This window comes from Desertivibrio insolitus, from assembly GCF_017355965.1.
GTDB lineage: Bacteria > Actinomycetota > Actinomycetes > Actinomycetales > Microbacteriaceae > JAFIQW01.
Window position 1 is genome coordinate 1 of sequence record NZ_JAFIQW010000001.1, and the last position, 21,378, is coordinate 21,378.

20 protein-coding genes and 1 rRNA gene are annotated in these 21,378 nt (G+C 69.8%); 1 reads left to right on the top strand and 20 read right to left on the bottom strand.

Translation table 11 applies throughout. The annotated features are described in order from the left end of the window. The 13 genes from JUB10_RS00005 to JUB10_RS00065 form a co-directional block, all read right to left on the bottom strand. A 16S ribosomal RNA gene (locus tag JUB10_RS00005) occupies positions 1-79 on the bottom strand; the annotation flags it as partial. 991 nt (positions 80-1,070) lie between these two features. Next, complete coding sequence (locus JUB10_RS00010) at positions 1,071-1,817, bottom strand: YaaA family protein (protein ID WP_207453090.1); 747 nt, start codon at positions 1,815-1,817, stop codon at positions 1,071-1,073. A 72-nt stretch (positions 1,818-1,889) separates the two neighbouring features. Continuing rightward, positions 1,890-2,150 carry a F0F1 ATP synthase subunit epsilon gene (locus JUB10_RS00015; RefSeq protein WP_207453093.1) on the bottom strand — a complete coding sequence of 87 codons (261 nt, stop codon included), beginning with the start codon at positions 2,148-2,150 and terminating at the stop codon, positions 1,890-1,892. A 1-nt stretch (position 2,151) separates the two neighbouring features. Continuing rightward, entirely contained in the window at positions 2,152-3,615 is a 1,464-nt protein-coding gene (gene atpD / locus JUB10_RS00020; RefSeq protein ID WP_207453094.1) for a F0F1 ATP synthase subunit beta, read from the bottom strand. A gap of 35 nt (positions 3,616-3,650) precedes the next feature. After that, entirely contained in the window at positions 3,651-4,550 is a 900-nt protein-coding gene (locus tag JUB10_RS00025) for a F0F1 ATP synthase subunit gamma (protein ID WP_207453095.1), read from the bottom strand. A gap of 30 nt (positions 4,551-4,580) precedes the next feature. Next, positions 4,581-6,218, bottom strand: coding sequence for a F0F1 ATP synthase subunit alpha (gene atpA, locus JUB10_RS00030; RefSeq protein WP_207453096.1), 1,638 nt, complete (start codon positions 6,216-6,218; stop codon positions 4,581-4,583). Between the two features lie 26 nt (positions 6,219-6,244). Beyond that, positions 6,245-7,033, bottom strand: a complete 789-nt coding sequence (locus tag JUB10_RS00035; protein ID WP_207453097.1) for a F0F1 ATP synthase subunit delta — start codon at positions 7,031-7,033, stop codon at positions 6,245-6,247. Next, positions 7,034-7,627: a F0F1 ATP synthase subunit B gene (locus JUB10_RS00040; RefSeq protein ID WP_207453098.1), complete on the bottom strand. Its 594-nt coding sequence runs from the start codon at positions 7,625-7,627 to the stop codon at positions 7,034-7,036. Between the two features lie 8 nt (positions 7,628-7,635). Then, a complete protein-coding gene (atpE, locus tag JUB10_RS00045) occupies positions 7,636-7,845 on the bottom strand; it encodes an ATP synthase F0 subunit C (protein WP_207453099.1) in 210 nt (69 codons plus the stop codon). Positions 7,846-7,891: 46 nt separating this feature from the next. After that, positions 7,892-8,737 (bottom strand): F0F1 ATP synthase subunit A, encoded by an 846-nt coding sequence (gene atpB / locus JUB10_RS00050; RefSeq protein WP_307859078.1) that lies wholly within the window; start codon positions 8,735-8,737, stop codon positions 7,892-7,894. 158 nt (positions 8,738-8,895) lie between these two features. Continuing rightward, positions 8,896-9,399 (bottom strand): hypothetical protein, encoded by a 504-nt coding sequence (locus tag JUB10_RS00055; RefSeq protein WP_207453100.1) that lies wholly within the window; start codon positions 9,397-9,399, stop codon positions 8,896-8,898. Beyond that, positions 9,396-10,667: an MraY family glycosyltransferase gene (locus JUB10_RS00060; protein WP_207453101.1), complete on the bottom strand. Its 1,272-nt coding sequence runs from the start codon at positions 10,665-10,667 to the stop codon at positions 9,396-9,398. Before JUB10_RS00060 ends, JUB10_RS00055 begins: the two co-directional genes overlap by 4 nt. After that, entirely contained in the window at positions 10,664-11,353 is a 690-nt protein-coding gene (locus JUB10_RS00065) for an L-threonylcarbamoyladenylate synthase (protein ID WP_207453102.1), read from the bottom strand. Before JUB10_RS00065 ends, JUB10_RS00060 begins: the two co-directional genes overlap by 4 nt. A gap of 38 nt (positions 11,354-11,391) precedes the next feature. Between JUB10_RS00065 and JUB10_RS00070 the strand changes: the two genes are divergently transcribed. Continuing rightward, positions 11,392-12,051, top strand: coding sequence for an HAD family hydrolase (locus JUB10_RS00070; RefSeq protein WP_307859017.1), 660 nt, complete (start codon positions 11,392-11,394; stop codon positions 12,049-12,051). Between the two features lie 113 nt (positions 12,052-12,164). On the opposite strand, the gene prmC is transcribed toward JUB10_RS00070, so the two are convergent. The 7 genes from prmC to lysA all read right to left on the bottom strand — a co-directional run bounded on the left by prmC (position 12,165) and on the right by lysA (position 21,368). Further along, a complete protein-coding gene (gene prmC, locus JUB10_RS00075; protein ID WP_207453103.1) occupies positions 12,165-13,055 on the bottom strand; it encodes a peptide chain release factor N(5)-glutamine methyltransferase in 891 nt (296 codons plus the stop codon). 2 nt (positions 13,056-13,057) lie between these two features. Further along, positions 13,058-14,137 carry a peptide chain release factor 1 gene (gene prfA, locus JUB10_RS00080; RefSeq protein WP_207453105.1) on the bottom strand — a complete coding sequence of 360 codons (1,080 nt, stop codon included), beginning with the start codon at positions 14,135-14,137 and terminating at the stop codon, positions 13,058-13,060. 3 nt (positions 14,138-14,140) lie between these two features. Continuing rightward, the gene (gene rho, locus JUB10_RS00085; protein ID WP_207453107.1) at positions 14,141-16,495 is read right to left on the bottom strand and encodes a transcription termination factor Rho; all 2,355 of its coding nucleotides are present in this window, start codon (positions 16,493-16,495) and stop codon (positions 14,141-14,143) included. Between the two features lie 133 nt (positions 16,496-16,628). Continuing rightward, complete coding sequence (gene thrB / locus JUB10_RS00090; protein ID WP_207453109.1) at positions 16,629-17,573, bottom strand: homoserine kinase; 945 nt, start codon at positions 17,571-17,573, stop codon at positions 16,629-16,631. Next, positions 17,570-18,664, bottom strand: coding sequence for a threonine synthase (gene thrC, locus JUB10_RS00095; protein ID WP_207453111.1), 1,095 nt, complete (start codon positions 18,662-18,664; stop codon positions 17,570-17,572). The genes thrB and thrC overlap by 4 nt, the downstream gene beginning before the upstream one ends. Next, entirely contained in the window at positions 18,664-19,974 is a 1,311-nt protein-coding gene (locus tag JUB10_RS00100) for a homoserine dehydrogenase (protein WP_207453113.1), read from the bottom strand. Before JUB10_RS00100 ends, thrC begins: the two co-directional genes overlap by 1 nt. Continuing rightward, entirely contained in the window at positions 19,971-21,368 is a 1,398-nt protein-coding gene (gene lysA / locus JUB10_RS00105; protein WP_307859018.1) for a diaminopimelate decarboxylase, read from the bottom strand. Before lysA ends, JUB10_RS00100 begins: the two co-directional genes overlap by 4 nt. Positions 21,369-21,378 lie beyond the last annotated feature (10 nt).

Here is a 21,378-nt window from a genome sequence, read left to right on the forward strand (position 1 = left end):
CTCTGCATCACCGTTCGACTTGCATGTGTTAAGCACGCCGCCAGCGTTCGTCCTGAGCCAGGATCAAACTCTCCGTAAAAAACAAGTGCAACACAACGACCGGGAAAAGGCCGACCATGCTGCGAGTTTGATGCTGACTGAAGATCGTCATACTGACAATCAATCAATCCAAAGGAATCTCACACCCACTCAAAGAGCAGGTGACGAGGTAATTGGCATTGACATTGTGCACGCTGTTGAGTTCTCAAGGATCGGACGCACCTGACCTTCACCACACCGAACACGGCATGCTGGCCTTCAGGGCAACTATCCAACACCACTCCCAGGACCACCACACAGTGGCTATCCGTTCAGGAGGGCTGTCAATCGTAACTCCGATCTCCTCCGGCTCGCAAGATCCGGACCGGACCCGAGGATCCGAAGGAGGGAGAGGATTGGTCCCGCTTGAGGCCGAGAAGCTCTTCCGCTTCCCGCACCTTTGGGGCGACGAGTAAATACTTTAGGTCGCTCCGCGGCGACGAGCAAGCCAGGCGCATCCCGGGCGTGTCGCGCCTGTCGACAGCGGTCGCGGGAAGCGCGGCTTCACCGGGGCGGCGCAGCGAGCGGAGCACCCGAGAGCACCGCGTCGATCGCTCCCCCCGGAGCCAGCCCGCGAGCGCGAAGCGGGAGGAGCCGGCGCGGTACTGGGAACCGCTGCGCTCGGTCGAGCAAGCCCCGGGCGGGCGGGCGCTTCCCTCACCCGGGTACGGCATTCAGCGCGACCATCCCGATTCGCGGACCCCTCCATGCGGGCAGACCGGGCGGGTATCCCCTCGCTCGGACAGCCATGGATGAGCGACAGCCCGGAACCACTGAACACCCCGCCCGAGCGGATTCGCGCCGTCGGCCCCACCCGACACGGCACCAAGCCGTCGCATAATGACCGTCAAACGTGCTCGAGCAGGTGGAGCACCCACTCCCCCGGATGCTGACGGCATCGAGCCGCGCTCGAGTCTCGGACGGTGGACTCCGCGCGCACCCGAGCAACGCTTCCCCGATTGGGCGCGGCGCATCCGAACGGATCGGACCCGCTAGACCGTGAGCTCGAGCACGCCGGGTTCGACGATGCGCAACTCGATGCCGGCGGTCGCCGCCCAGGCGATGAGCTGGTCCACGTCGTCGGTGACGGTCCCGCTCTCGAGCAGGGCCCGGACGAACTCGCCCTTGCCCTTCTTGTTGAAGTGATTGAGCGCCCGCTTACGCCCGTCCTTACCGACGGAGACGACGCGGACGTAGAACACGTCGTCGCGCTGCGGCGCGGGACCGAGCTTGACGTACGACTCGCTGCGCAGATCGAGCATCAGCCCCGGCGTCGCGGCCAGCACGTCGGCGACCGGCTGCTTCCACAGCTGTGCGATGCGGACCTCGGGCAGCTTCGAGTCGTGCGACAGACGGTAGGCGGGAATGGGATCGTCGGCTCCGAGCAGTCCGAAGAGCGCGGATGCCACGACGACGTGCTCCCCTGCCCGGCGCCGTGCTTCAGGCGTCAGGGTGCTCGCGTCGAGTGCGTCGTAGAGCACGCCCGTGTACCGCTCGAGCGCCGGCATCACCGGCGACGAGGTGACCGCTCGATTCCGTTCGATCTCGGCGCGACCGTTGGGCCCGAGCCCGAGCGCGGCGTTCGCAGCCGCGAGATTGCGGGACAGCTTGCGCAAGGCGGCAAGCGCCGTGCGCCGGGTCTTCGTCAGCGACGGGAACGAGAGCGCCTCGACCTCGAGCGAGGTACCCTCCGCTCCCCCGTCGCGCTTGGTCTCGCTCGGCGGCAGGATCAGCAGCATTCGGATGCCTTCCGGACAGACGAACGCGCCGAGGCGGTAGCCGCCTCGGCGCGTGTCGTGTGTGATGTCGGGCTACGCCAGCGCGGCGTGGCGGGCGACGATCGTGACGGTGTCGTTCTCGACGGAGAGGAATCCGTCGGCGGCATCCGCCTTGATCCAGACTCCGTCGGTGCCCTTCACGCGCACCTCGCCGGCGCCGAGGATCGCGAGGATCGGCTCGTGCCCGGGCAGGATGCCGATCTCGCCCTCCGTGGTGCGGGCCGACACCTGCGTGGCAGGGCCGGTCCAGACCTCGGCGTCAGCGGAGACGACGCTCACCGTGAGCTCGGCCATGTCAGCCGTTCTCCTTCTGGATCTGCGCCCACTTCTCCTCGACGTCGCTGATCGCGCCGACGTTGAAGAAGGCCTGCTCGGCGACGTGGTCGAACTCGCCCTTGACGATGGCGTCGAACGACTCGATGGTCTCCTTCAGCGGGACGGTCGAACCCTCGACGCCCGTGAACTTCTTCGCCATGTAGGTGTTCTGCGAGAGGAACTGCTGGATACGGCGCGCACGCGACACCGTGATCTTGTCCTCTTCGCTGAGCTCGTCGACACCGAGGATCGCGATGATCTCCTGCAGCTCCTTGTTCTTCTGGAGGATCTGCTTGACGCTCGTCGCGACGCGGTAGTGGTCCTCGCCCAGGTAGCGGGGGTCCATGATGCGGCTCGTCGAGGCCAGCGGGTCCACCGCCGGGTAAAGACCGCGCGAGGCGATCTCACGGCTGAGCTCGGTCGTCGCGTCGAGGTGAGCGAACGTCGTGGCCGGGGCCGGGTCGGTGTAGTCGTCGGCCGGCACGTAGATCGCCTGCAGCGAGGTGATCGAGTGGCCGCGCGTCGAGGTGATGCGCTCCTGCAGGATGCCCATCTCGTCGGCGAGGTTCGGCTGGTAGCCCACCGCGGAGGGCATGCGGCCGAGCAGCGTCGACACCTCGGAGCCCGCCTGCGTGAAGCGGAAGATGTTGTCGATGAAGAGCAGCACGTCCTGCTTCTGCACGTCGCGGAAGTACTCCGCCATCGTCAGCGCCGAGAGGGCGACGCGGAGACGCGTCCCCGGCGGCTCGTCCATCTGACCGAAGACCAGCGCGGTCTTGTCGAAGACGCCGGCCTCCTCCATCTCGTGGATGAGGTCGTTGCCCTCACGGGTGCGCTCGCCGACGCCGGCGAACACCGACACACCACCGTGGTCCTGCGCGACGCGCTGGATCATCTCCTGGATGAGGACGGTCTTGCCGACGCCCGCACCACCGAAGAGGCCGATCTTGCCACCCTGCACGTACGGGGTGAGCAGGTCGATGACCTTGATGCCGGTCTCGAACAGCTGGGTCTTCGACTCGAGCTGGTCGAAGCGCGGGGGCTTGCGGTGGATCGGCCAGCGCTCGGTCACCTCGAGCTTCTCACCGGGCTCGCCGTTGAGGACCTCGCCGATGACGTTGAAGACCTTGCCCTTGGTGACGTCGCCGACGGGAACCGAGATCGGCTCGCCGGTGTCGGTGACCTCCTGGCCGCGGACGAGACCGTCCGTGGGCTTGAGGGCGATGGCGCGGACGACGTCGTCACCGAGGTGCTGAGCGACCTCGAGGGTCAGCACCGACTCCGTCTCGCCGATCTTGATGGTGGTCTGGAGCGCGTTGTAGATCTCCGGCATCGAGTCGTGCGGGAACTCGATGTCGACGACGGGGCCCGTGACCCGGGCGACGCGCCCGACGGCGGCGGGCGCGCCCGCGGCCGTCGTCTCTTCAGTGATTGTCGTAGTCATGCCATCTCTTCCGAAAGTCAGGCTTCTTCTATGGTCTAGCGGCTCGAGCTCAGGGCGTCCGCGCCGCCCACGATCTCGGAGATCTGCTGGGTGATCTCCGCCTGACGCGCGTTGTTCGCGAGGCGGGTGTAGTCGAGGATCAGCGTGTCCGCATTGTCGCTCGCGGACTTCATCGCCTTCTGAGTGGCCGCGTGCTTCGCGGCGGCCGACTGCAGCATCGCGTTGAAGATGCGGCTCTCGATGTAGACGGGCAGCAGCGCGTCGAGCACGTCGCCGACCCCGGGCTCGAAGTCGTACAGCGGGAGCAGGTCGTGCTCCCCCGGCGTCTCGACACCCTCGACGACCTCGAGCGGGAGCAGGCGGACGACCTCGGGGGTCTGCGTGATCATCGAGACGAAGCGGTTGTAGACGATGTGGATCTCGTCCACGCCGCCCTCCGCGGTGTCCTGGATGAAACGCTCGACCAGGGTCGCGCCGACCTCCTGCGCGGTGTCGAACTCGGGGCTGTCGGTGCCGCCGGTCCACTCCTTCTCGAAGGCACGCTTGCGGAAGTTGAAGTACCCGACCGCCTTGCGCCCGACGAGGTAGTAGACGACCTCCTTGCCCTCGCTCTGCAGCAGAGCGGTGAGCTCCTCGGCCTGGCGGAGGACGTTCGCGTTGAACGCCCCCGCCAGTCCGCGGTCGGAGGAGAGGATCAGCACGGCTGCCCGCGTGACCTTCTCCGGCTCCGTGGTGAGGATGTGATCGACGTTCGAGTAGCTCGCGACGGCCGAGACCGCGCGGGTGACGGCACGCGAGTACGGCTCCGAGGCGCGCACGCGCGCCTGCGCCTTCTGGATGCGAGAAGCCGCGATCAGCTCCATCGCACGCGTGATCTTCTTGGTCGTCTGGGCAGAACGGATCTTCTGCCGGTAGACGCGAAGCTGCGCTCCCATGCCGTTATCTTCCCTGTCCTACCGTGCCGCTCAGCGTCGGCTCTTGACGATGCGCTCCTGCTGGACGTCCTCGGGCTCGGCGGCCTCGAAGACCTCCTTGCCCACGGATGCCAGGGGCTTGCCCTCGCCCGTCTGGAACTCGAGCTTGAACTTGTCGATCGCCTGCGTCAGCTCGCTGACGGTGTCGTCGTCGAGCACGTTGGTCTCGCGCAGGCGGTTGAGAACCTCGGTGTTGCGACCCAGGTAGTCGAGCAGCTCGCGCTCGAAGCGCAGGATGTCGGACACGGGGACCTCGTCGAGCTTGCCGTTGGTGCCGGCCCAGATCGAGACGACCTGCTGCTCGACCGGGTACGGCGAGTACTGCGGCTGCTTGAGCAGCTCGGTCAGACGCTCACCGCGGGCGAGCTGGCGACGGCTGGCCGCGTCGAGGTCGGACGCGAACATCGCGAAGGCCTCGAGGGAGCGGTACTGCGACAGCTCGAGCTTAAGCGTTCCGGAGACCTTCTTGATGCTCTTGACCTGGGCGTCGCCGCCGACTCGCGAGACCGAGATTCCGACGTCGACCGCGGGGCGCTGGTTGGCGTTGAAGAGGTCGGACTGCAGGAAGATCTGGCCGTCGGTGATCGAGATCACGTTGGTCGGGATGTAGGCCGAGACGTCGTTCGCCTTGGTCTCGATGATCGGGAGACCGGTCATCGATCCGGCGCCGAGCTCGTCGGAGAGCTTGGCGCAACGCTCCAGCAGACGGGAGTGCAGGTAGAACACGTCGCCGGGGTACGCCTCGCGGCCCGGCGGGCGGCGGAGCAGCAGCGACACGGCGCGGTAGGCCTCGGCCTGCTTCGACAGGTCGTCGAAGACGATGAGGACGTGCTTGCCGCCGTACATCCAGTGCTGGCCGATGGCAGAACCGGTGTAGGGGGCGAGGTACTTGAAGCCGGCCGGGTCGGAGGCGGGCGAGGCGACGATGGTGGTGTACTCCATCGCGCCGGCCTCCTCCAGCGCACCGCGGACGCCCGCGATGGTCGAGCCCTTCTGGCCGATCGCGACGTAGATGCAGCGCACCTGCTTGTTCGGGTCGCCCGACTCCCAGTTGGCCTTCTGGTTGAGGATCGTGTCGATCGCGATCGCGGTCTTGCCGGTCTGGCGGTCGCCGATGATGAGCTGACGCTGGCCGCGACCGATCGGGATCATGGCGTCGATCGCCTTGATGCCGGTCTGCATCGGCTCGTGCACGCTCTTACGCGCCATGACGCCGGGCGCCTGGAGCTCGAGGGCGCGACGGCCCTCGCTCGCGATCTCGCCGAGTCCGTCGATCGGGTTGCCCAGCGGGTCGACGACGCGGCCGAGGTAGCCGTCGCCGACGGGGACCGAGAGGACCTCGCCGGTTCGGGTGACCTGCTGGCCCTCCTCGATGCCCGAGAACTCGCCCAGCACGATCGCGCCGATCTCGTCCTCGGTGAGGTTCTGCGCGAGACCGAGCGTGCCGTCCGCGAAGCGGATGAGCTCGTTGGCCATCACGTTGGGGAGGCCCTCGATGTGGGCGATGCCGTCGCCGGCATCCGTGACGACACCGACCTCGGTCGTCGTCGACTGGCTCGGCTCGTAGGACTTGACGAAGTCCTGCAGAGCCCCCCGGATCTCGTCCGGGCTGATGGTGATGTCTGCCATCTCGATTCCTAACTGATGGTTCTCGCCTACGAGGCGAGCTGGAGCCTGAGGTCGTTCAGCTTCGACGCGACACTGCCGTCGATGACGTCGTCGCCGATCTGCACGCGGACGCCCCCGATGAGGGACGGATCGATGAGCAGGTTGATGCGTACCGGCCGACCATACTTCGCGGCCAGTCCGGCGCGCAGGCGTTCCACCTGCTCGTTCGCCAGCGGCGCAGCGGAGGTGACCGTGGCGACCTGCATGCCCGAGTGGTCGGCGACGATGGCGGCCGCGTGACGGACCGCCTCGCTCGTGCGACGCGAACCCGGGTGCTGCACGAGGTGCTGCACGATGGCGAGCGTGCCGGCGCCGGCCTTGCCCGCGAGCAGCGAGTCGACGAGGCGCACCTTCGACTGGGCGTCGCCCAGCCGCGACCCGAGCGCGAGCTCGAGGCGGGCGTCGCTCGCGACGGCCCGCTGGAAGGTGAACAGCTGCGACTCGATCGACTCGCCCTCGGGAGCGGCCGAAGCGACGGCGCGGAAGCCGAGCTCCTCGAGCCCCTCGACGAGTTCGTTCTGCGACGACCAGCGCTGGCTCACCGCGACGGTGAGCACTCGCCGCGCCTCCGCGTCGATCGACGCGAAGATGCGGTCGACGATGCCGCCCTTGTCGGCCCCGCCGATCGCTGGATCGGCGAGCACGTTGCGCAGCTGCGCCGACCCGTCGATCACGCGGACGGCCGCGAGGATGTCAGCACCCGTCGCCGGCGTGACGGCGCCCGATTCGAGCGCCGCACGCGAGGCGGCGAGTGCTTCCCTACTGGCGGAGCCCATTCAGATTCCCGCCTTGCCTCGCTGCACGGCGACGGAGCCACCGGTGGCGGAAGCCGCCTCGGAGGCCTCGAGGTCCGCGAGGAACCGGTCGACCAGGGCCGTCGAGCGACGGTCGTCGGTGAGCGACTCACCGATGACGCCGCCGGCGAGCTGGATCGCGAGCGATCCGACCTCACCGCGGAGGGAGTGCAGCGCCGCCTGGCGCTCCGCCTCGATCTGCGCGTGGGCGTTCGCCGTGATGCGGGCGGCCTCGGCGTTCGCCTGCTCCTTGAGCTCGGCGAGGATCTTGGCGCCCTCCTGGCGGGCCTGCTCGCGGATGCCCGCGGCCTCCTGGCGAGCCTCGGCCAGCAGACGGTTGTACTCGTCGAGCTGCTTCTGGGCTTCGGCCTGGGCGTTCTCGGCACGCTCGATGCCGCCCTCGATGACGTTGCGACGCTGGTCGAGGATCTTCGTGAAACGCGGGACCGCGTAGAACACGAAGAAGCCGACGATCAGCAGGAACGGTACGAGCGACCAGACGATGTCGTAGATAGCGGGGAGGAAGATCCCGATTCCCTCGGGCGCCTCACCCTCCGCCAGAACGGTGATCGGCATCAGGTTCCTCAGCCGATGAAGAAGAGCGCGACGCCGATGAGGCCCAGGAGCTCGGTGAACGCGATACCGAGGAACATCGTGGTGCGCAGCGTGCCGGCCATCTCAGGCTGACGGGCCATGGCCTCGACGGTCTTGCCCGCGACGATGCCGATACCGATGCCGGGGCCGATCGCGGCGAGACCGTAACCGATGGTGTTCAGGTTGCCGACAATTTCCACTTGCGTTTTTCCTTCCGGTTGGCGGATCCGAGATCGGATCCGTCGATCAGTGTTCCTCAGATACCGACTGCTCGATGTAAGCAGCAGTCAGCAGCGTGAAGACGTAGGCCTGGAGAACCGCGACGAGCAGCTCGAACAGGGTGAAGACGATTCCGCCGATGAGGGTCGGGATGCCGAAGAGCTTGTCGAGCCCGTCGGCCTGCAGGAAGAAGAAGTGCGTCGCACCGAAGCAGAGGACGAGCAGGAGGTGCCCGACGATCATGTTGAGCGTGAGTCGCAGGGCGAGCGAGAGCGGCCGCACGAGGAAGATGTTGATGAGCTCGATCGGCGTGAGGATGATGTAGATCGGAGCCGGCACGCCGGAGGGGAACAGCGAGTTCTTGAAGAACTTGCCCGGTCCGACCTCCTTGAAGCCCGCGTAGATGAACGTCACGTACGCGAGGATCGCGAAGAGGAACGGCGTGATGAAGATCGCGTTCGGCGAGATGTTCAGCAGCGGGATGATGCCCGTGATGTTGAGGGCGAGGATGCCGAAGAACATCGAGGCGAGGACCGGCAGGTAGCGCCGGCCGATCTTCTCGCCCAGCACCTCGTCGGCGAACTGCGTCTTCACGAAGCCGAGGGCGACCTCGACGATGTTCTGGCCGCGTCCGGGCACCAGGCTCGCGCGGCGCAGGCCCAGCCAGAACAGCAGCAGCAGCACGGCGGTCGCGAGGAGCTTGACCAGCACGATGCGGTTCATCTCGAACGGCGTGCCGTCGAAGAAGATCGCCTGCGGGAAGAACTCTCCGAGGCTCGGCGGGTGGTAACCCTCTTCGCTGTGCTCCTCGGCGAGGACGGCGACGGGGGCCAGAAGGGTAAGGGCGGTAGCTAGCAGCGCTATCTCCTGTATCTGGGCGCAGTCCCCGGGACGCGCGGATTATCGTGGTGGTTCTTCGCGCTCCGGAACGGGCGCGGCGTAGTCGCAGGAAACTCTACCAAGAGTTGCAGTTACCGGAACTGCACGCTGTGCAAGGTCTTCTACGGCCCGTAGAAGAGTCTAGCGGGCACTCAGGGGTGCTGCCCACCGTCATCCGTCGTCCTCGCCTCGGTCGAGGCGCTTCCGGGAGTCGGCGCGGCCTTCGCGGCCTGGGCCTGCTTGAGGCCGGCGACGTAGGTCTCCTTGGTGCCGAGCACGGCGACGACGTCGGCCCCCACGCTCAGCACGACGGCGGCGAGCACGCAGATCAGCAGCACCGTCGGCTGCACGAAGGGCGCGTCGCGCAGCAGCACCATCGCGAGCACGAACACCGCGAACTTGGCGATCCAGCCGCCGAGGATGACGGCGTAGAACAGCGGGCTCGCCGGGTCGTGCCGGGTGAGGCGGATGCCGAGCAGCACCGTGCCCGCGGACATCGACGTGAAGAACGCGGCGATGAGCCCGCCGATGACGGCGCTGATGACGCCGTCGGTTCCGGCGACCACTCCCCCGACGACGGCGCCGATCAGGGCGACCGCTCCGGCGACGGCGAGTCCGAACCAGAGGGCGCGGCGGAAGGCGAGGGTGTCGTTCATCGGGTTCCTTCTGGGCGGATGATCGGGATCGAGCCGGTCACGGCCCGTTCGTGCTCGGCGACGATGCGCTGCTCGTCGTGGTCCTCGAGCGGCGCGGCCGCGTCGAGCCCGTCGAACTCGGGCGAGGGGCCGACCGGCTCGTGGTCGCGGCGGCTCTGGGCGAGGTACTCGACGGCCTTGCGGCGCGAGAGCGGGGCGAGTGTCACGACGGTGCAGATCAGCAGCCCGATCGCGATGAAGGCGACGGCCCACCACCACACGGTGACGAGGAACAGCAGGCAGCCGACGGAGACGACGGTCGTCCAGGCGTAGAAGATGAGCACCGCGTGCAGGTGGGAGTGCCCCATGTCGAGCAGCCGGTGGTGCAGGTGTTTGCGGTCGGCGGAGAACGGCGACTTGCCGGCGAGCAGGCGGCGCACGATCGCGAGGCCGAAGTCGAGCAGCGGCACGACGAGCACGGCGAACGGCAGCACGATCGGGATGAACGCGGGCAGCAGGAGGCTCGCGTCGTCGCCGAGGAAGATCGGGTCGATCTGACCTGTGACGCTCATCGCGCTGGCCGCCATGAGCAGGCCGACGAGCATCGAGCCGGCGTCGCCCATGAAGAGCTTCGCGCGGTGCCAGTTGAGCGGCAGGAAGCCGGCGCACGCCCCGAGCAGGATGACGCTCGTCAGCGAGGCGAGGTTGAAGTACTCGGTGTCGCCGATGACGCGGGACAGGATGTACGTGTAGAGAAAGAAGACGGAGTTCGCGATGATCGCGACTCCGGCGACGAGGCCGTCGAGCCCGTCGATGAAGTTGATCGCATTCATCACGAGCACGATCGCGAGCACGCTGAGGGCGAGGCTGAGGTACGGCGGCAGGATCGTGATGCCGTTGATCGGCAGCGAGACGATCGCGATGCCCTGCCAGACGAGGATGCCCGCGGCGATCATCTGACCGGCGAGCTTCGTCAGCCAGTCGAGGTCCCAGATGTCGTCGGCGACGCCGACGAGCACGACGACGAGCGCGCCGCCGAGCAGTCCGAGCGCGGGGCCGGGATCGACGAAGACGAGGTCGAAGAACTCGTCCTGCGACGCGACGAGGAACGCGACGACGATCCCCAGGAACATCGCGACCCCGCCGAGGCGCGGGGTCGGGCGGGTGTGCACGTCGCGCTCGCGGATCGCCGGGTAGAGCCGGTAGCGATGGCTCAGCCGCCAGATCACCGCCGCGAAGACGAGTGCGATGAGGAAGGCGATGCCGGCGACGAGGGCGTAGCGGGTCATGTGGCGTCGGTCTCGAGCGCGTCGCCCACCACGTCGCGGATCGCCTCGTCGGAGATCACGCCGTGGCGCACGATGCGCAGGCCGCCGCGCCCGGCGGAGAACCGGACGGCGTCGACGATCGTCGAGCTGTCGCGGCCGGAGTCCTGCTCGTAGTCCGTTCCCGCTCCCCCGTCGTTCAGGTACACGGCGATCGAGTCGCCGAGCATCGCCTGCGCGTCGGCCGCGGTACGGGCGGCGGGGGCACCGGTCTTGTTCGCGGACGACACGGCGAGCGGGCCGGTCTCGCGGAGGAGTTCGAGGGCGACGGGGTTCTTCGGCACGCGCAGGGCGACGGTGCCCTGGGTCTCGCCGATGTCCCAGTCGAGCGTCTGGCGCTGCGGAAGGATCACCGTGAGTCCTCCCGGCCAGAACGCGCGCACGAGGTCGAGCACCTTCTCGGGCACCCGCTCGGCGAGGGCGCCGAGCGACGCCTCGTCGGGGATGAGCACCGGGGGCGGGGACGTGCGTCCGCGCCCCTTGGCGTCGAGCAGCCGCTGCACCGCGTCGGGCGAGAACGCGTCGGCGGCGACGCCGTAGACGGTGTCGGTGGGGATGACGACGAGCTCGCCGCGTCCGATCGCCTGACGCGCGAGCCGCATTCCGGTGAGCAGCTCGGTGGGATTCGAGCAGTCGTAGACCTCTGCCATGACGAGCCAATCGTAGTCCGGGTAGCGTGAGAAGGATCGTGGCCACCCGCCGCGGCGGAAAGGAACGGATGCCGCTGCTCTTCGTCTTCGACATGGACGACGTGCTCTACCGCTACGACTTCCGGGTGCGCATGGCGCACCTGACGGAGCATCTGGGCTACGACCTCGACGAACTCCGGCGGCGCTGGTGGCACGAGGACGGCGAGTTGAAGGCCGAGGCCGGCGGCTTCGCCGACGCCGACGAGTACCTGTCGGCCTTCCAGCGCGCCATGGAGTCGGACATCTCGGCCGAGGACTGGATCCGGTACCGCTCGAACGGCATGACGCCCGACCACGAGTCCATCGCCGCCGCCGCCCGCGCCGCCGAGCTCGGCGACGTCACGCTGCTGACCAACAACGGCCCGCTGCTCGGCAAGTACCTGCCGACGGTCGCGCCGCTGCTCGTGCCGATCTTCGGCGAGCACCTGCACACGTCGAGCGAGTACGGGGCCCGTAAGCCCGATCCCAAGGTGTTCGAGCGGGCGATCGCGGCGCACGGGGGCCGGCCCGAGACGACGTTCTTCGCGGACGACCTGCAGATCAACGTCGACGGGGCGCGCTCGATCGGCGTCACGGCACACCGGTACGACGGGGACGCCGCCGCCCTGCTCACGGCGATCGAGGAGTTCGCGCGGGAGCGCGGACGGCTGGCGTCGTAGGGCGGGCGTGAGGGGCCGCGCGGGTGCGCGGCCTCACGGGGTGCGCGGCCTCACGGGGTGCGAGGGTCTCGATACGCGCGCTGTGCGCGCTACTCGACCGACGGGTGGGCGGGTCAGCGGAGCGGGGCGAGGCCCGTCGTCGCGCGGTCGCGGCGGGTGAGGTCCTGGTGGGTGGCGACCGCGGTCCAGCCGTCGGCGCGCAGCAGTGCCGCCATCTCCGGGCCCTGCGAGTCGCCGTGCTCGATCACGACGAGACCGCCCGGCCGAAGCAGCCGGAGCGCCGTGCGTGACACCGCGCGGACGACGTCGAGGCCGTCCTCGCCGCCGTAGAGTGCGGCCGGCGGGTCGAAACGCTGCACCTCGGGGTCGCGCGGCACCGCGGCATCCGGGATGTACGGCGGGTTGGAGACGACGACGTCGACTCCCCCGTCGAGCTCCGGGAGGGCCTCGGCGAGATCGGTGAAGACGAGCCGCAGGTTCGCGGCGCCGACGGTCTGCGCGTTCTGCTTCGTCCACACGAACGCGTCGACGCTGTTCTCGACCGCGACGACTGAGGCGTGGGGCACCTCGGTCGCGAGCGCGAGCGCGATGGCGCCGCTCCCGGTGCCGAGGTCGACTGCCACGGGGTGCTCGACGGGCACCGCGCGCAGGGCGTCGATCGCGAGCTGCGCGACGTGCTCGGTCTCGGGCCGCGGCACGAAGACGCCCGGTCCGACCGCGAGCTCGAGCGAGCGGAACGCGGCGACGCCCGTGATGTGCTGCAGCGGCTCACGGGCGGCGCGGCGGTCGACGAGCCGCTCGTACTCCTCGGCACGAGCGGCGTCGAGCGTCGCGCCGGTGATCGCCTTCGCCTGCAGTGCGCCCCGGCCGAGTCCCAGCAGGTGGCCGGCGAGCAGCTCGGCGTCGACGGCCGGCGTGGGCACGCCCGCGCGGGCGAGGCGGGCGGCCGCCCGCTGCAGCGCGTCGCTCAGCGGGACGGCCGTCGCGGCGGCATTCGTCGTCACGCTCAGCCCTGGTCGCCGATCTCCGCGAGCCGCGCCTCTTCGTCGGCCTGGATGCACGACTGGATGACGGGCTCGAGCGCGCCGTCCATCACGCGGTCGAGGTCGTACGCCTTGTAGCCGGTGCGGTGGTCGGCGATGCGGTTCTCGGGGAAGTTGTACGTGCGGATGCGCTCGGAGCGGTCCATGCCGCGGATTTGGCTCTTGCGGGCGTCGCTCGCCGCGGCGGCGAGCTCCTCCTGCTGGCGGGCGAGCAGCCGGGCGCGGAGCACGCGCATGGCCGCCTCGCGGTTCTGCAGCTGGCTCTTCTCGTTCTGCATCGACACGACGATGCCGGTGGGCACGTGGGTGATGCGCACGGCCGAGTCGGTCGTGTTGACGGACTGGCCGCCGGGGCCGGACGAGCGGTACACGTCGATCTTGAGGTCGTTCTGGTTGATCTCGACCTCTTCGGGCTCGTCGACCTCGGGGAAGACGAGCACGCCGGTCGTCGAGGTGTGGATGCGGCCCTGCGACTCGGTCGCCGGCACGCGCTGCACGCGGTGCACGCCGCCCTCGTACTTCAGGTGCGCCCAGACGCCCTGCGACGGGTCGGACGAGTTCGACTTGATCGCGACCTGCACGTTCTTGTACCCGCCGAGGTCGGACTCGTCGCGCTCGAGGAGCTCGGTCTTCCAGCCCTTCGACTCGGCGTAGTGGATGTACATGCGCAGAAGGTCCGCCGCGAACAGCGCGCTCTCCGCGCCGCCCTCGCCGCCCTTGATCTCCATGATCACGTCGCGCCCGTCGTCGGGGTCGCGCGGGATCAGGAGCCGACGCAGCTTCTCCTGACGCTCGAGCACGGATGCCTCGAGGCCGGGGATCTCCTCGGCGAACGCCTCGTCGTCCTTCGCGAGTTCGCGGGCCGCGTCGAGGTCATCGACCGCCTGCGTCCACGCCGTGTGCGCAGCCACGATCTGGCTGAGCTCGGCGTAGCGACGGTTGATCTTCCTCGCACGGGCGGCGTCCGCGTGGACGGCGGGGTCGGCGAGCTGGGCCTGCAGGTCCTCGTGCTCAGCGAGCAGGACGGCTACCGACTCGAACACGGCCTAGTGGTGATCCTTGTCGCCGTGGCCGTGGCCGTTCCCCGGCTGGGGCAGCGACTTCTGGATCTGCATGAGGAACTCGACGTTCGACTGCGTCTCCTTGAGCTTGCCGAGCACGATCTCGAGCGCCTGCTGCGGGTCGAGGCCGGCGAGCGCGCGGCGGAGCTTCCAGGTGACCTTGACCTCGTCGGCGCCCATGAGCATCTCCTCGCGGCGGGTGCCGGAGGCGTTGACGTCGACGGCGGGGAAGATGCGCTTGTCGGCGAGCTGACGAGAGAGGCGCAGCTCCATGTTGCCGGTGCCCTTGAACTCCTCGAAGATCACCTCGTCCATCTTCGAACCGGTCTCGACGAGCGCGGTGGCGAGGATCGTCAGCGAGCCGCCGTCCTCGATGTTGCGCGCGGCGCCGAAGAAGCGCTTCGGCGGGTAGAGCGCCGACGAGTCGACACCGCCGGAGAGGATGCGGCCGGATGCCGGGGCCGCGAGGTTGTACGCACGGCCGAGGCGGGTGATGGAGTCGAGCAGCACGACGACGTCGTGACCGAGCTCGACGAGGCGCTTGGCGCGCTCGATGGCGAGTTCGGCGACGGTCGTGTGGTCCTCGGCGGGACGGTCGAAGGTCGACGCGATGACCTCGCCCTTGACCGTGCGCTGCATGTCGGTGACCTCTTCGGGGCGCTCGTCGACGAGCACGACCATGAGGTGGACCTCGGGGTTGTTGCGGGTGATCGCATTGGCGATCGCCTGCAGCACGACCGTCTTGCCGGCCTTGGGCGGCGAGACGATGAGGCCGCGCTGACCCTTGCCGATCGGCGACACGAGGTCGATGATGCGGGTCGAGATCTTCTCGGGAACCGACTCGAGGCGCAGACGCTCCTGCGGGTAGAGCGGGGTCAGCTTGCTGAACTCGACGCGGTTGCCGAGCTCCTCGAGGGGCAGCCCGTTGACGCTGTCGATCCTGACGATCGCGTTGTACTTCTGGCGGCCCTGGTTCTCGCCCTCGCGCGGCTGGCGGATGGCGCCGACGACGGCGTCGCCCTTGCGGAGGTTGTACTTCTTGACCTGGCCGAGCGAGACGTAGACGTCGTTCGTGCCGGGCAGGTAGCCGCTCGTGCGGACGAACGCGTAGTTGTCGAGCACGTCGAGGATGCCCGCGACGGGGATGAGGACGTCGTCCTCGCTGATCTCGGGCTCGAACTCGTCGCCCGCGGTGCCGCGGCCGCGCTTGCGGTCGCGGTAGCGGTTGCGGCCGGAGCGGCCCTCGTCGTCCTGCTGGCCGCCCTGCTGGCCGCCCTGCTGCTGGCGCTCGGGCTCCTGCGCGGTCTGCTGCTGGCCACCCTGCTGCTGGCCGCCCTGCTGCGGCGCCTGCTGCTGACCGTTCTGCTGCTGCTCGTTGCCGCCGCCGTTGTTGCGGTTGCGGTTGCGGCCACGACGGCGTCCACCGCCCTGCTGCTGCTGGTTGTCCTGCTGGCCGGACTCGGCGTCGCCGTCCTCGGCGGGCTGGTCGGCGGACTGCTCGCCCTGCTGCCGACCCTCGGTCGCGGCGGGCTGGGCGTCCTGCTGCGCGGCCTGCTCGGCCGGAGCGGGCTGCTCGGCGGCGAGGTCGAGCGATGCGGCGTCGGCGGCGGGCTGCGCGGCATCCGTCGCCGGGGCCTCGCCGAGGCCGACCTCGGAGCTGTTCACGTGGGCGGCGGCGCTCTTCGGCGCGGCGGAGAGCGCGTCGGCGCTCGTCGCGCGGCGCGAGCGGCGGCGGGGCGCCTTGGTCGGCGCGGCGGCGGGCTCGGCCTCGACGACCGGAGCGCCCTCGGCGTCGGGGGCCGGGGTCTCGACCTCGCCCGCGGCAGGGGTCTCGGTGGAGGGGGTCTCGGTGGAGGGGGTCTCGACGGCGGCGTCGGCCTCGGTCGGCGCGACGTCGGTCGCAGCGGCGGCCTCCTCAGCGGGTGCCGGCACCTCGGAGGCGACCTCGACGGCCGGCTCCTCGGCGGGGGCCTCCTCGGCCACGGCGGGCTCGGCGACGGGCTCGCCCGCCTCCTCGGCGACGGCGGCGTCGGACGCGGCGGCGTCGTCCGATGCAACGGCATCAGCCGCGGCGACGGTGTCGCCCGAGGCGGCGGCCTCGGCCGGCGCGCCGTCGGTCTCGGGCTGCTCGTCGACCGGCGCGTCGCCCTCGGGCGAGGTCACGGTCGCCGCGTCCTCCGGCTGCGCTTCAGAGATTGCTGCCACGAGTTCTCCTTTTCGAAGTTTGGACGCACCCTTGATGCCGAGCTGGGCGGCGAGAGCGACGAGCTCCGGCAGGCGCAGCGCGGACAGGCGTGCGTGAGAGTCCGCGCCCTCGGGGCGGACGTCTAGATCAGACACTGGAAAGAGATCCTTTCGCCCTCCGCGTCAGAAGGCGGAGGGTGAGACGCCGCTCTCTCGAGATCGACGCCCGTCCCGGGGGGATTTCGCTACCGAGATCGAGCGAGCGGCTGTTGAAAAGCGATCCGGGGGCCTACGGGTGAGCAGGACTCGTCGCGGATCGCGGCACCACTGTAGCACCTTTGATATCCACGGCCAGCATGAGGGCCTGCCACGTGTTACCGGATGCCTCGGCGACGATCTCCTGCGCGAGCAGGCGCTGCCCCGGGTCGCTACCGAGCACGAGGATCGACGGCCCCGCGCCCGACACGGCGGCGGCGAGGCCGCGCTCGCGGAGGCGGGTGACGAGGTCGAAGGTCTCGGGCATGGCGCTCGCGCGGTAGTTCTGGTGCAGCTTGTCCTCGGTGGCGACGAGCAGCAGCTCGGGGCTCTGGATGAGGGCGGCGATCAGCAGCGCCGAGCGGGAGACGTTGAAGATGGCGTCCTGGTGCGGCACGGACTCGGGCTGCAGGCTCCGGGCGAGGGCGGTCGACATCGTCGCCTCGGGCACGAGCACGACCGGCGAGACGCCGCGGTGCACGGAGAGCTTCTTGTACTTCGGGCCGTTGTCGGTAACCCACGCGATCGTGAGCCCGCCGAAGAGGGCCGGGGCGACGTTGTCGGGGTGGCCCTCCATGTCGTTGGCGAGCGTGAGCAGCGCCTCGGCGTCGAGGTCGACGACGCCCTCGAGCAGCCCCTTCGCCGCCATGACGCCCGCGACGATCGCGGCGCCCGAGGAGCCGAGGCCGCGCCCGTGCGGGATCGAGTTGTGCGCCACGAGCTCGAGCCCGGGCAGCGGCTGCCCGACGACCTCGAAGACGTGGGCGATGGAGCGCACCACGAGGTTGGTCTCGTCGGTGGGCACGGAGCCCTCCCCCACACCGTGCACCTCGACGCGCGCGCCGGTGCCGGGAACGGCGGTCACCTCGAGCTCGTCGTACAGGGCGAGAGCCATGCCGAGCGTGTCGAAGCCGGGGCCGAGGTTGGCCGTCGTCGCGGGCACCTTGACCGCGACGGAGCGGCCGACGACCGCGCTCACGCGCCGGCTCCGAGGCCGAGCACGCCGGCGATCTCGGCGACGTCGACGGCGACCGAGGTGGGCTGCACGTCGCCGCCGTCGGCGTTGCGCAGCGCCCACTGCGGGTCCTTCAGGCCGTGCCCGGTGACGGTCAGCACGACCGTCGACCCGGCGGGGACGACGCCCGCGGCGGAGCGCTCGAGCAGACCGGCGACGCTGATCGCGCTCGCGGGCTCGACGAAGATGCCGACCTCGGCGGAGAGGATGCGGTGCGCCTCGAGGATCTTCTCGTCGCTGATCGCGCCGAAGTAGCCGTTGCTCACCTCGTGGGCCTCGAGGGCCAGCTGCCAGCTGGCGGGGTTGCCGATGCGGATCGCGCTCGCGATCGTCTCGGGGTTGCGCACGATCTCGCCGCGGACGAGCGGCGCGGAGCCCGCGGCCTGGAAGCCGAACATGCGGGGCAGGCGCGTGGCGACGCCGCGCTCGGCCTCCTCGCGGTAGCCGCGGAAGTAGGCGGTGTAGTTGCCGGCGTTGCCGACGGGGATGAAGTGGAAGTCGGGCGCGTCGCCGAGCACGTCGACGACCTCGAACGCGGCCGTCTTCTGGCCCTCGATGCGGTCGGGGTTCACCGAGTTGACGAGGTGCACGGGGTAGTTGGCGCTGAGCTCGCGGGCGATGTCGAGGCAGTCGTCGAAGTTGCCGCGCACCTGCAGCAGCTGGGCGTCGTGCGCGATCGCCTGGCTGAGCTTGCCCATCGCGATCTTGCCCTCGGGCACGAGCACGGCGGAGGTGATACCGGCGTAGGTGGCGTATGCGGCGGCGGATGCCGAGGTGTTGCCGGTCGAGGCGCAGATGACGGCCTTCGCACCGTGCTCGACGGCTTTCGAGATCGCCATCGTCATGCCGCGGTCCTTGAACGACCCCGTCGGGTTCATGCCCTCGTACTTGACGAAGACGCGCGCGCCCGTGCGGCGCGACAGCGCGTGCGCCTCGATGAGCGGCGTGCCACCCTCACCCAGGGTGACGACCGGGGTGGCATCCGTCACGTTCAACCGGTCCGCGTACTCGCGGATGACGCCGCGCCACTGCCGGCTTACGATCTGACCAGGCATCACAGTCCCTCGACTCTCAACACGCTGACGACGCGTGTGACGACGTCGCTCTTCTCAAGCTCCCGCACGGTCGCGGCCAGATCGGCCTCGGTCTCCTCGTGCGTGACGATCACCAGGGTAGCGGTGGGGTCGTCGCCTCCCGGCGCGCCCTGCTGGACGGCCTCGACCGAGACGCCCTGCTCGCTGAAGATGGTCGCGATCGCCGCGAGCACGCCGGGCTGGTCGACCACGGAGAGCGTGATCTGGTAGCGCGTGCGGATCGCGTCGATCGGCAGCGCGGGCAGCTCGGCGTGCGTCGACTCGCCGACGCCGGGCCCGCCGGCGACGTGGCGGCGGGCGGCGGAGACGACGTCGCCGAGCACGGCGGAGGCCGTCTGCACTCCCCCGGCGCCTGCGCCGTAGAACATGAGCGGCCCGGCGGCCTCGGCCTCGACGAACACCGCGTTGTTGGCGCCGCGGACGGCGGCGAGCGGATGCGTGCGCGGGATCAGCGCCGGATAGACGCGGGCGCTGACGCCGTCCTCCCCCGAGATCGGATCGACGATCCGCTCGGCGATCGCGAGGAGCTTGACGACGTAGCCGCCGTTCCGCGCCTGCACGACGGTGTCGAGGGTGATTCCCTCGATGCCCTCGCGGTGCACGGCGGACGCGGGCACGACGGTGTGGAAGGCGAGGCTCGCGAGGATGCCCGCCTTCTGCGCGGCGTCGTAGCCGCCGACGTCCGCGGTGGGGTCGGCCTCCGCATAGCCGAGCTCGGTCGCGACGGCGAGGGCGGCCTCGAGCGACTCGCCCTCGGAGTCCATGCGGTCGAGCACGAAGTTCGTCGTGCCGTTGACGATGCCGAGGATGCGCTGAACCCGGTCGCCCGCGAGGCTGTCGCGCAGCGGGCGGATGATCGGGATGGCGCCGCCGACGGCGGCCTCGTAGTAGAGCTGCGCGCCGACCTGCTCGGCCGCGTCGAACAGCTCCGGTCCGTGGTTGGCGAGCAGCGCCTTGTTGCCGGTCACGACGTCGGCGCCGGAGCTCAGCGCCTGCAGCAGGTAGCTGCGGGCGGGCTCGATGCCGCCCATCAGCTCCACGACGATGTCGGCGCCGAGGATGAGCGACTCGGCGTCGGTGGTGAGCAGCTCCCGGGGCACGGTGTCGGGACGGGGCGCGTCGACGTTGCGCACCGCGATCCCGATGAGCTCGAGGCCCGCGCCGATGCGCGCGGCGAGCTCGTCGGAGTGCTCGAGCATGAGCGTGGCCACCTGGGAGCCGACGCTGCCGGCCCCGAGCAGGGCCACCCGGAGATTGCGGTACTCGATCATCGCTGGACTCCCATGTCGCGGGCGAGCAGGTCGTCCTCGGTCTCGCCGCGGACGATGAGCCGGGCCTCGCCGTCGGAGACGGCGACCACCGGCGGACGGGTCAGGTAGTTGTAGTTCGACGCGAGTGACCAGCAGTACGCGCCCGTGGCGGGCACGCCCAGCACGTCGCCGGAGTGCACGTCGCGCGGCAGGTACTCGGCGTCGACGACGATGTCGCCGGACTCGCAGTGCTTGCCCGCGACGCGCACGAGCGCGGGGTCGGCGTCGGAGGAGCGCGAGACGATGCGGGCGGAGTAGTCCGCGCCGTAGAGGGCGGTGCGGATGTTGTCGCTCATGCCACCGTCGACGCTCACGTAGATGCGCTCCGCCGGGTCGCCGTCGACCTCGGAGACGAGCACGGGCTTGATCGTGCCGACCGTGTACAGCGTCGTCGTGGACGGGCCGATGATCGACCGCCCGGGTTCGACGGCGATGTGGGGCAGGGGGACGCCGAGCGCCGCGGCCTCGGTGGCCACGATGTCGGCCATGGACCGGGCGATGTCCCGCACGTCGGGGGCGTCGTCGGCGGAGGTGTAGGCGATGCCGAAGCCGCCGCCGAGGTTGAGCTCGGGCACGGGGCCGCCCTCGAGCAGTTCCGCGGTGACGCGGAACAGCCGGCGCGCGGCCTCCACGAAGCCCGCGGTGTCGAAGATCTGCGAGCCGATGTGGCTGTGCAGCCCCATGAAGTCGAGCGAGTCGGTGGCGCGGATGCGCGTGACGAGCTCCGGCACGTCGGCGAGCGGGATGCCGAACTTCTGGTCCTCCCGCGCCGTCGCGAGGAACTCGTGGGTAGAGGCGTGCACGCCGCTGTTCACGCGGAGCCGCACCCGCTGTCGCACGCCGTGTCGCGCCGCGGCCTCGGCGACGACGCCGATCTCGCTCTCGCTGTCGAGGATGATCGTGCCGATGCCCACGCGCACCGCGCGGTCGATCTCGCCGTGGGACTTGTTGTTGCCGTGGAAGCCGAGGCGCGCGGGGTCCACGCCCGCGGCGAGGGCCACGGCGAGCTCTCCCCCGCTCGCGACGTCGATGTTGAGCCCCGCCGCCGTCATCCAGCGCGCCACCTCGGTGCAGAGGAACGCCTTGCCGGCGTAGTAGACGCTCGCGGTGGTGCCGACGCGGCCGAACTCACCCGTGAAGGCGGCGTGGATCTCGGCGGCGCGGGCACGGGCATCCGCCTCGTCGACGACGTAGACGGGCGTGCCGAAGCGCTCGACGAGCTCGGTGGCGCGGATGCCGGCGATCTCGAGTTCGCCGGCGTCGTTGCGCCGGGAGTTGCGCGACCACACGCTCGGCGCGAGCGCGTTCGGGTCCTGCGGCTCGGTGAGCCAGGCGGGTGCGAGCGGATTGGGCACGAGCGACCTC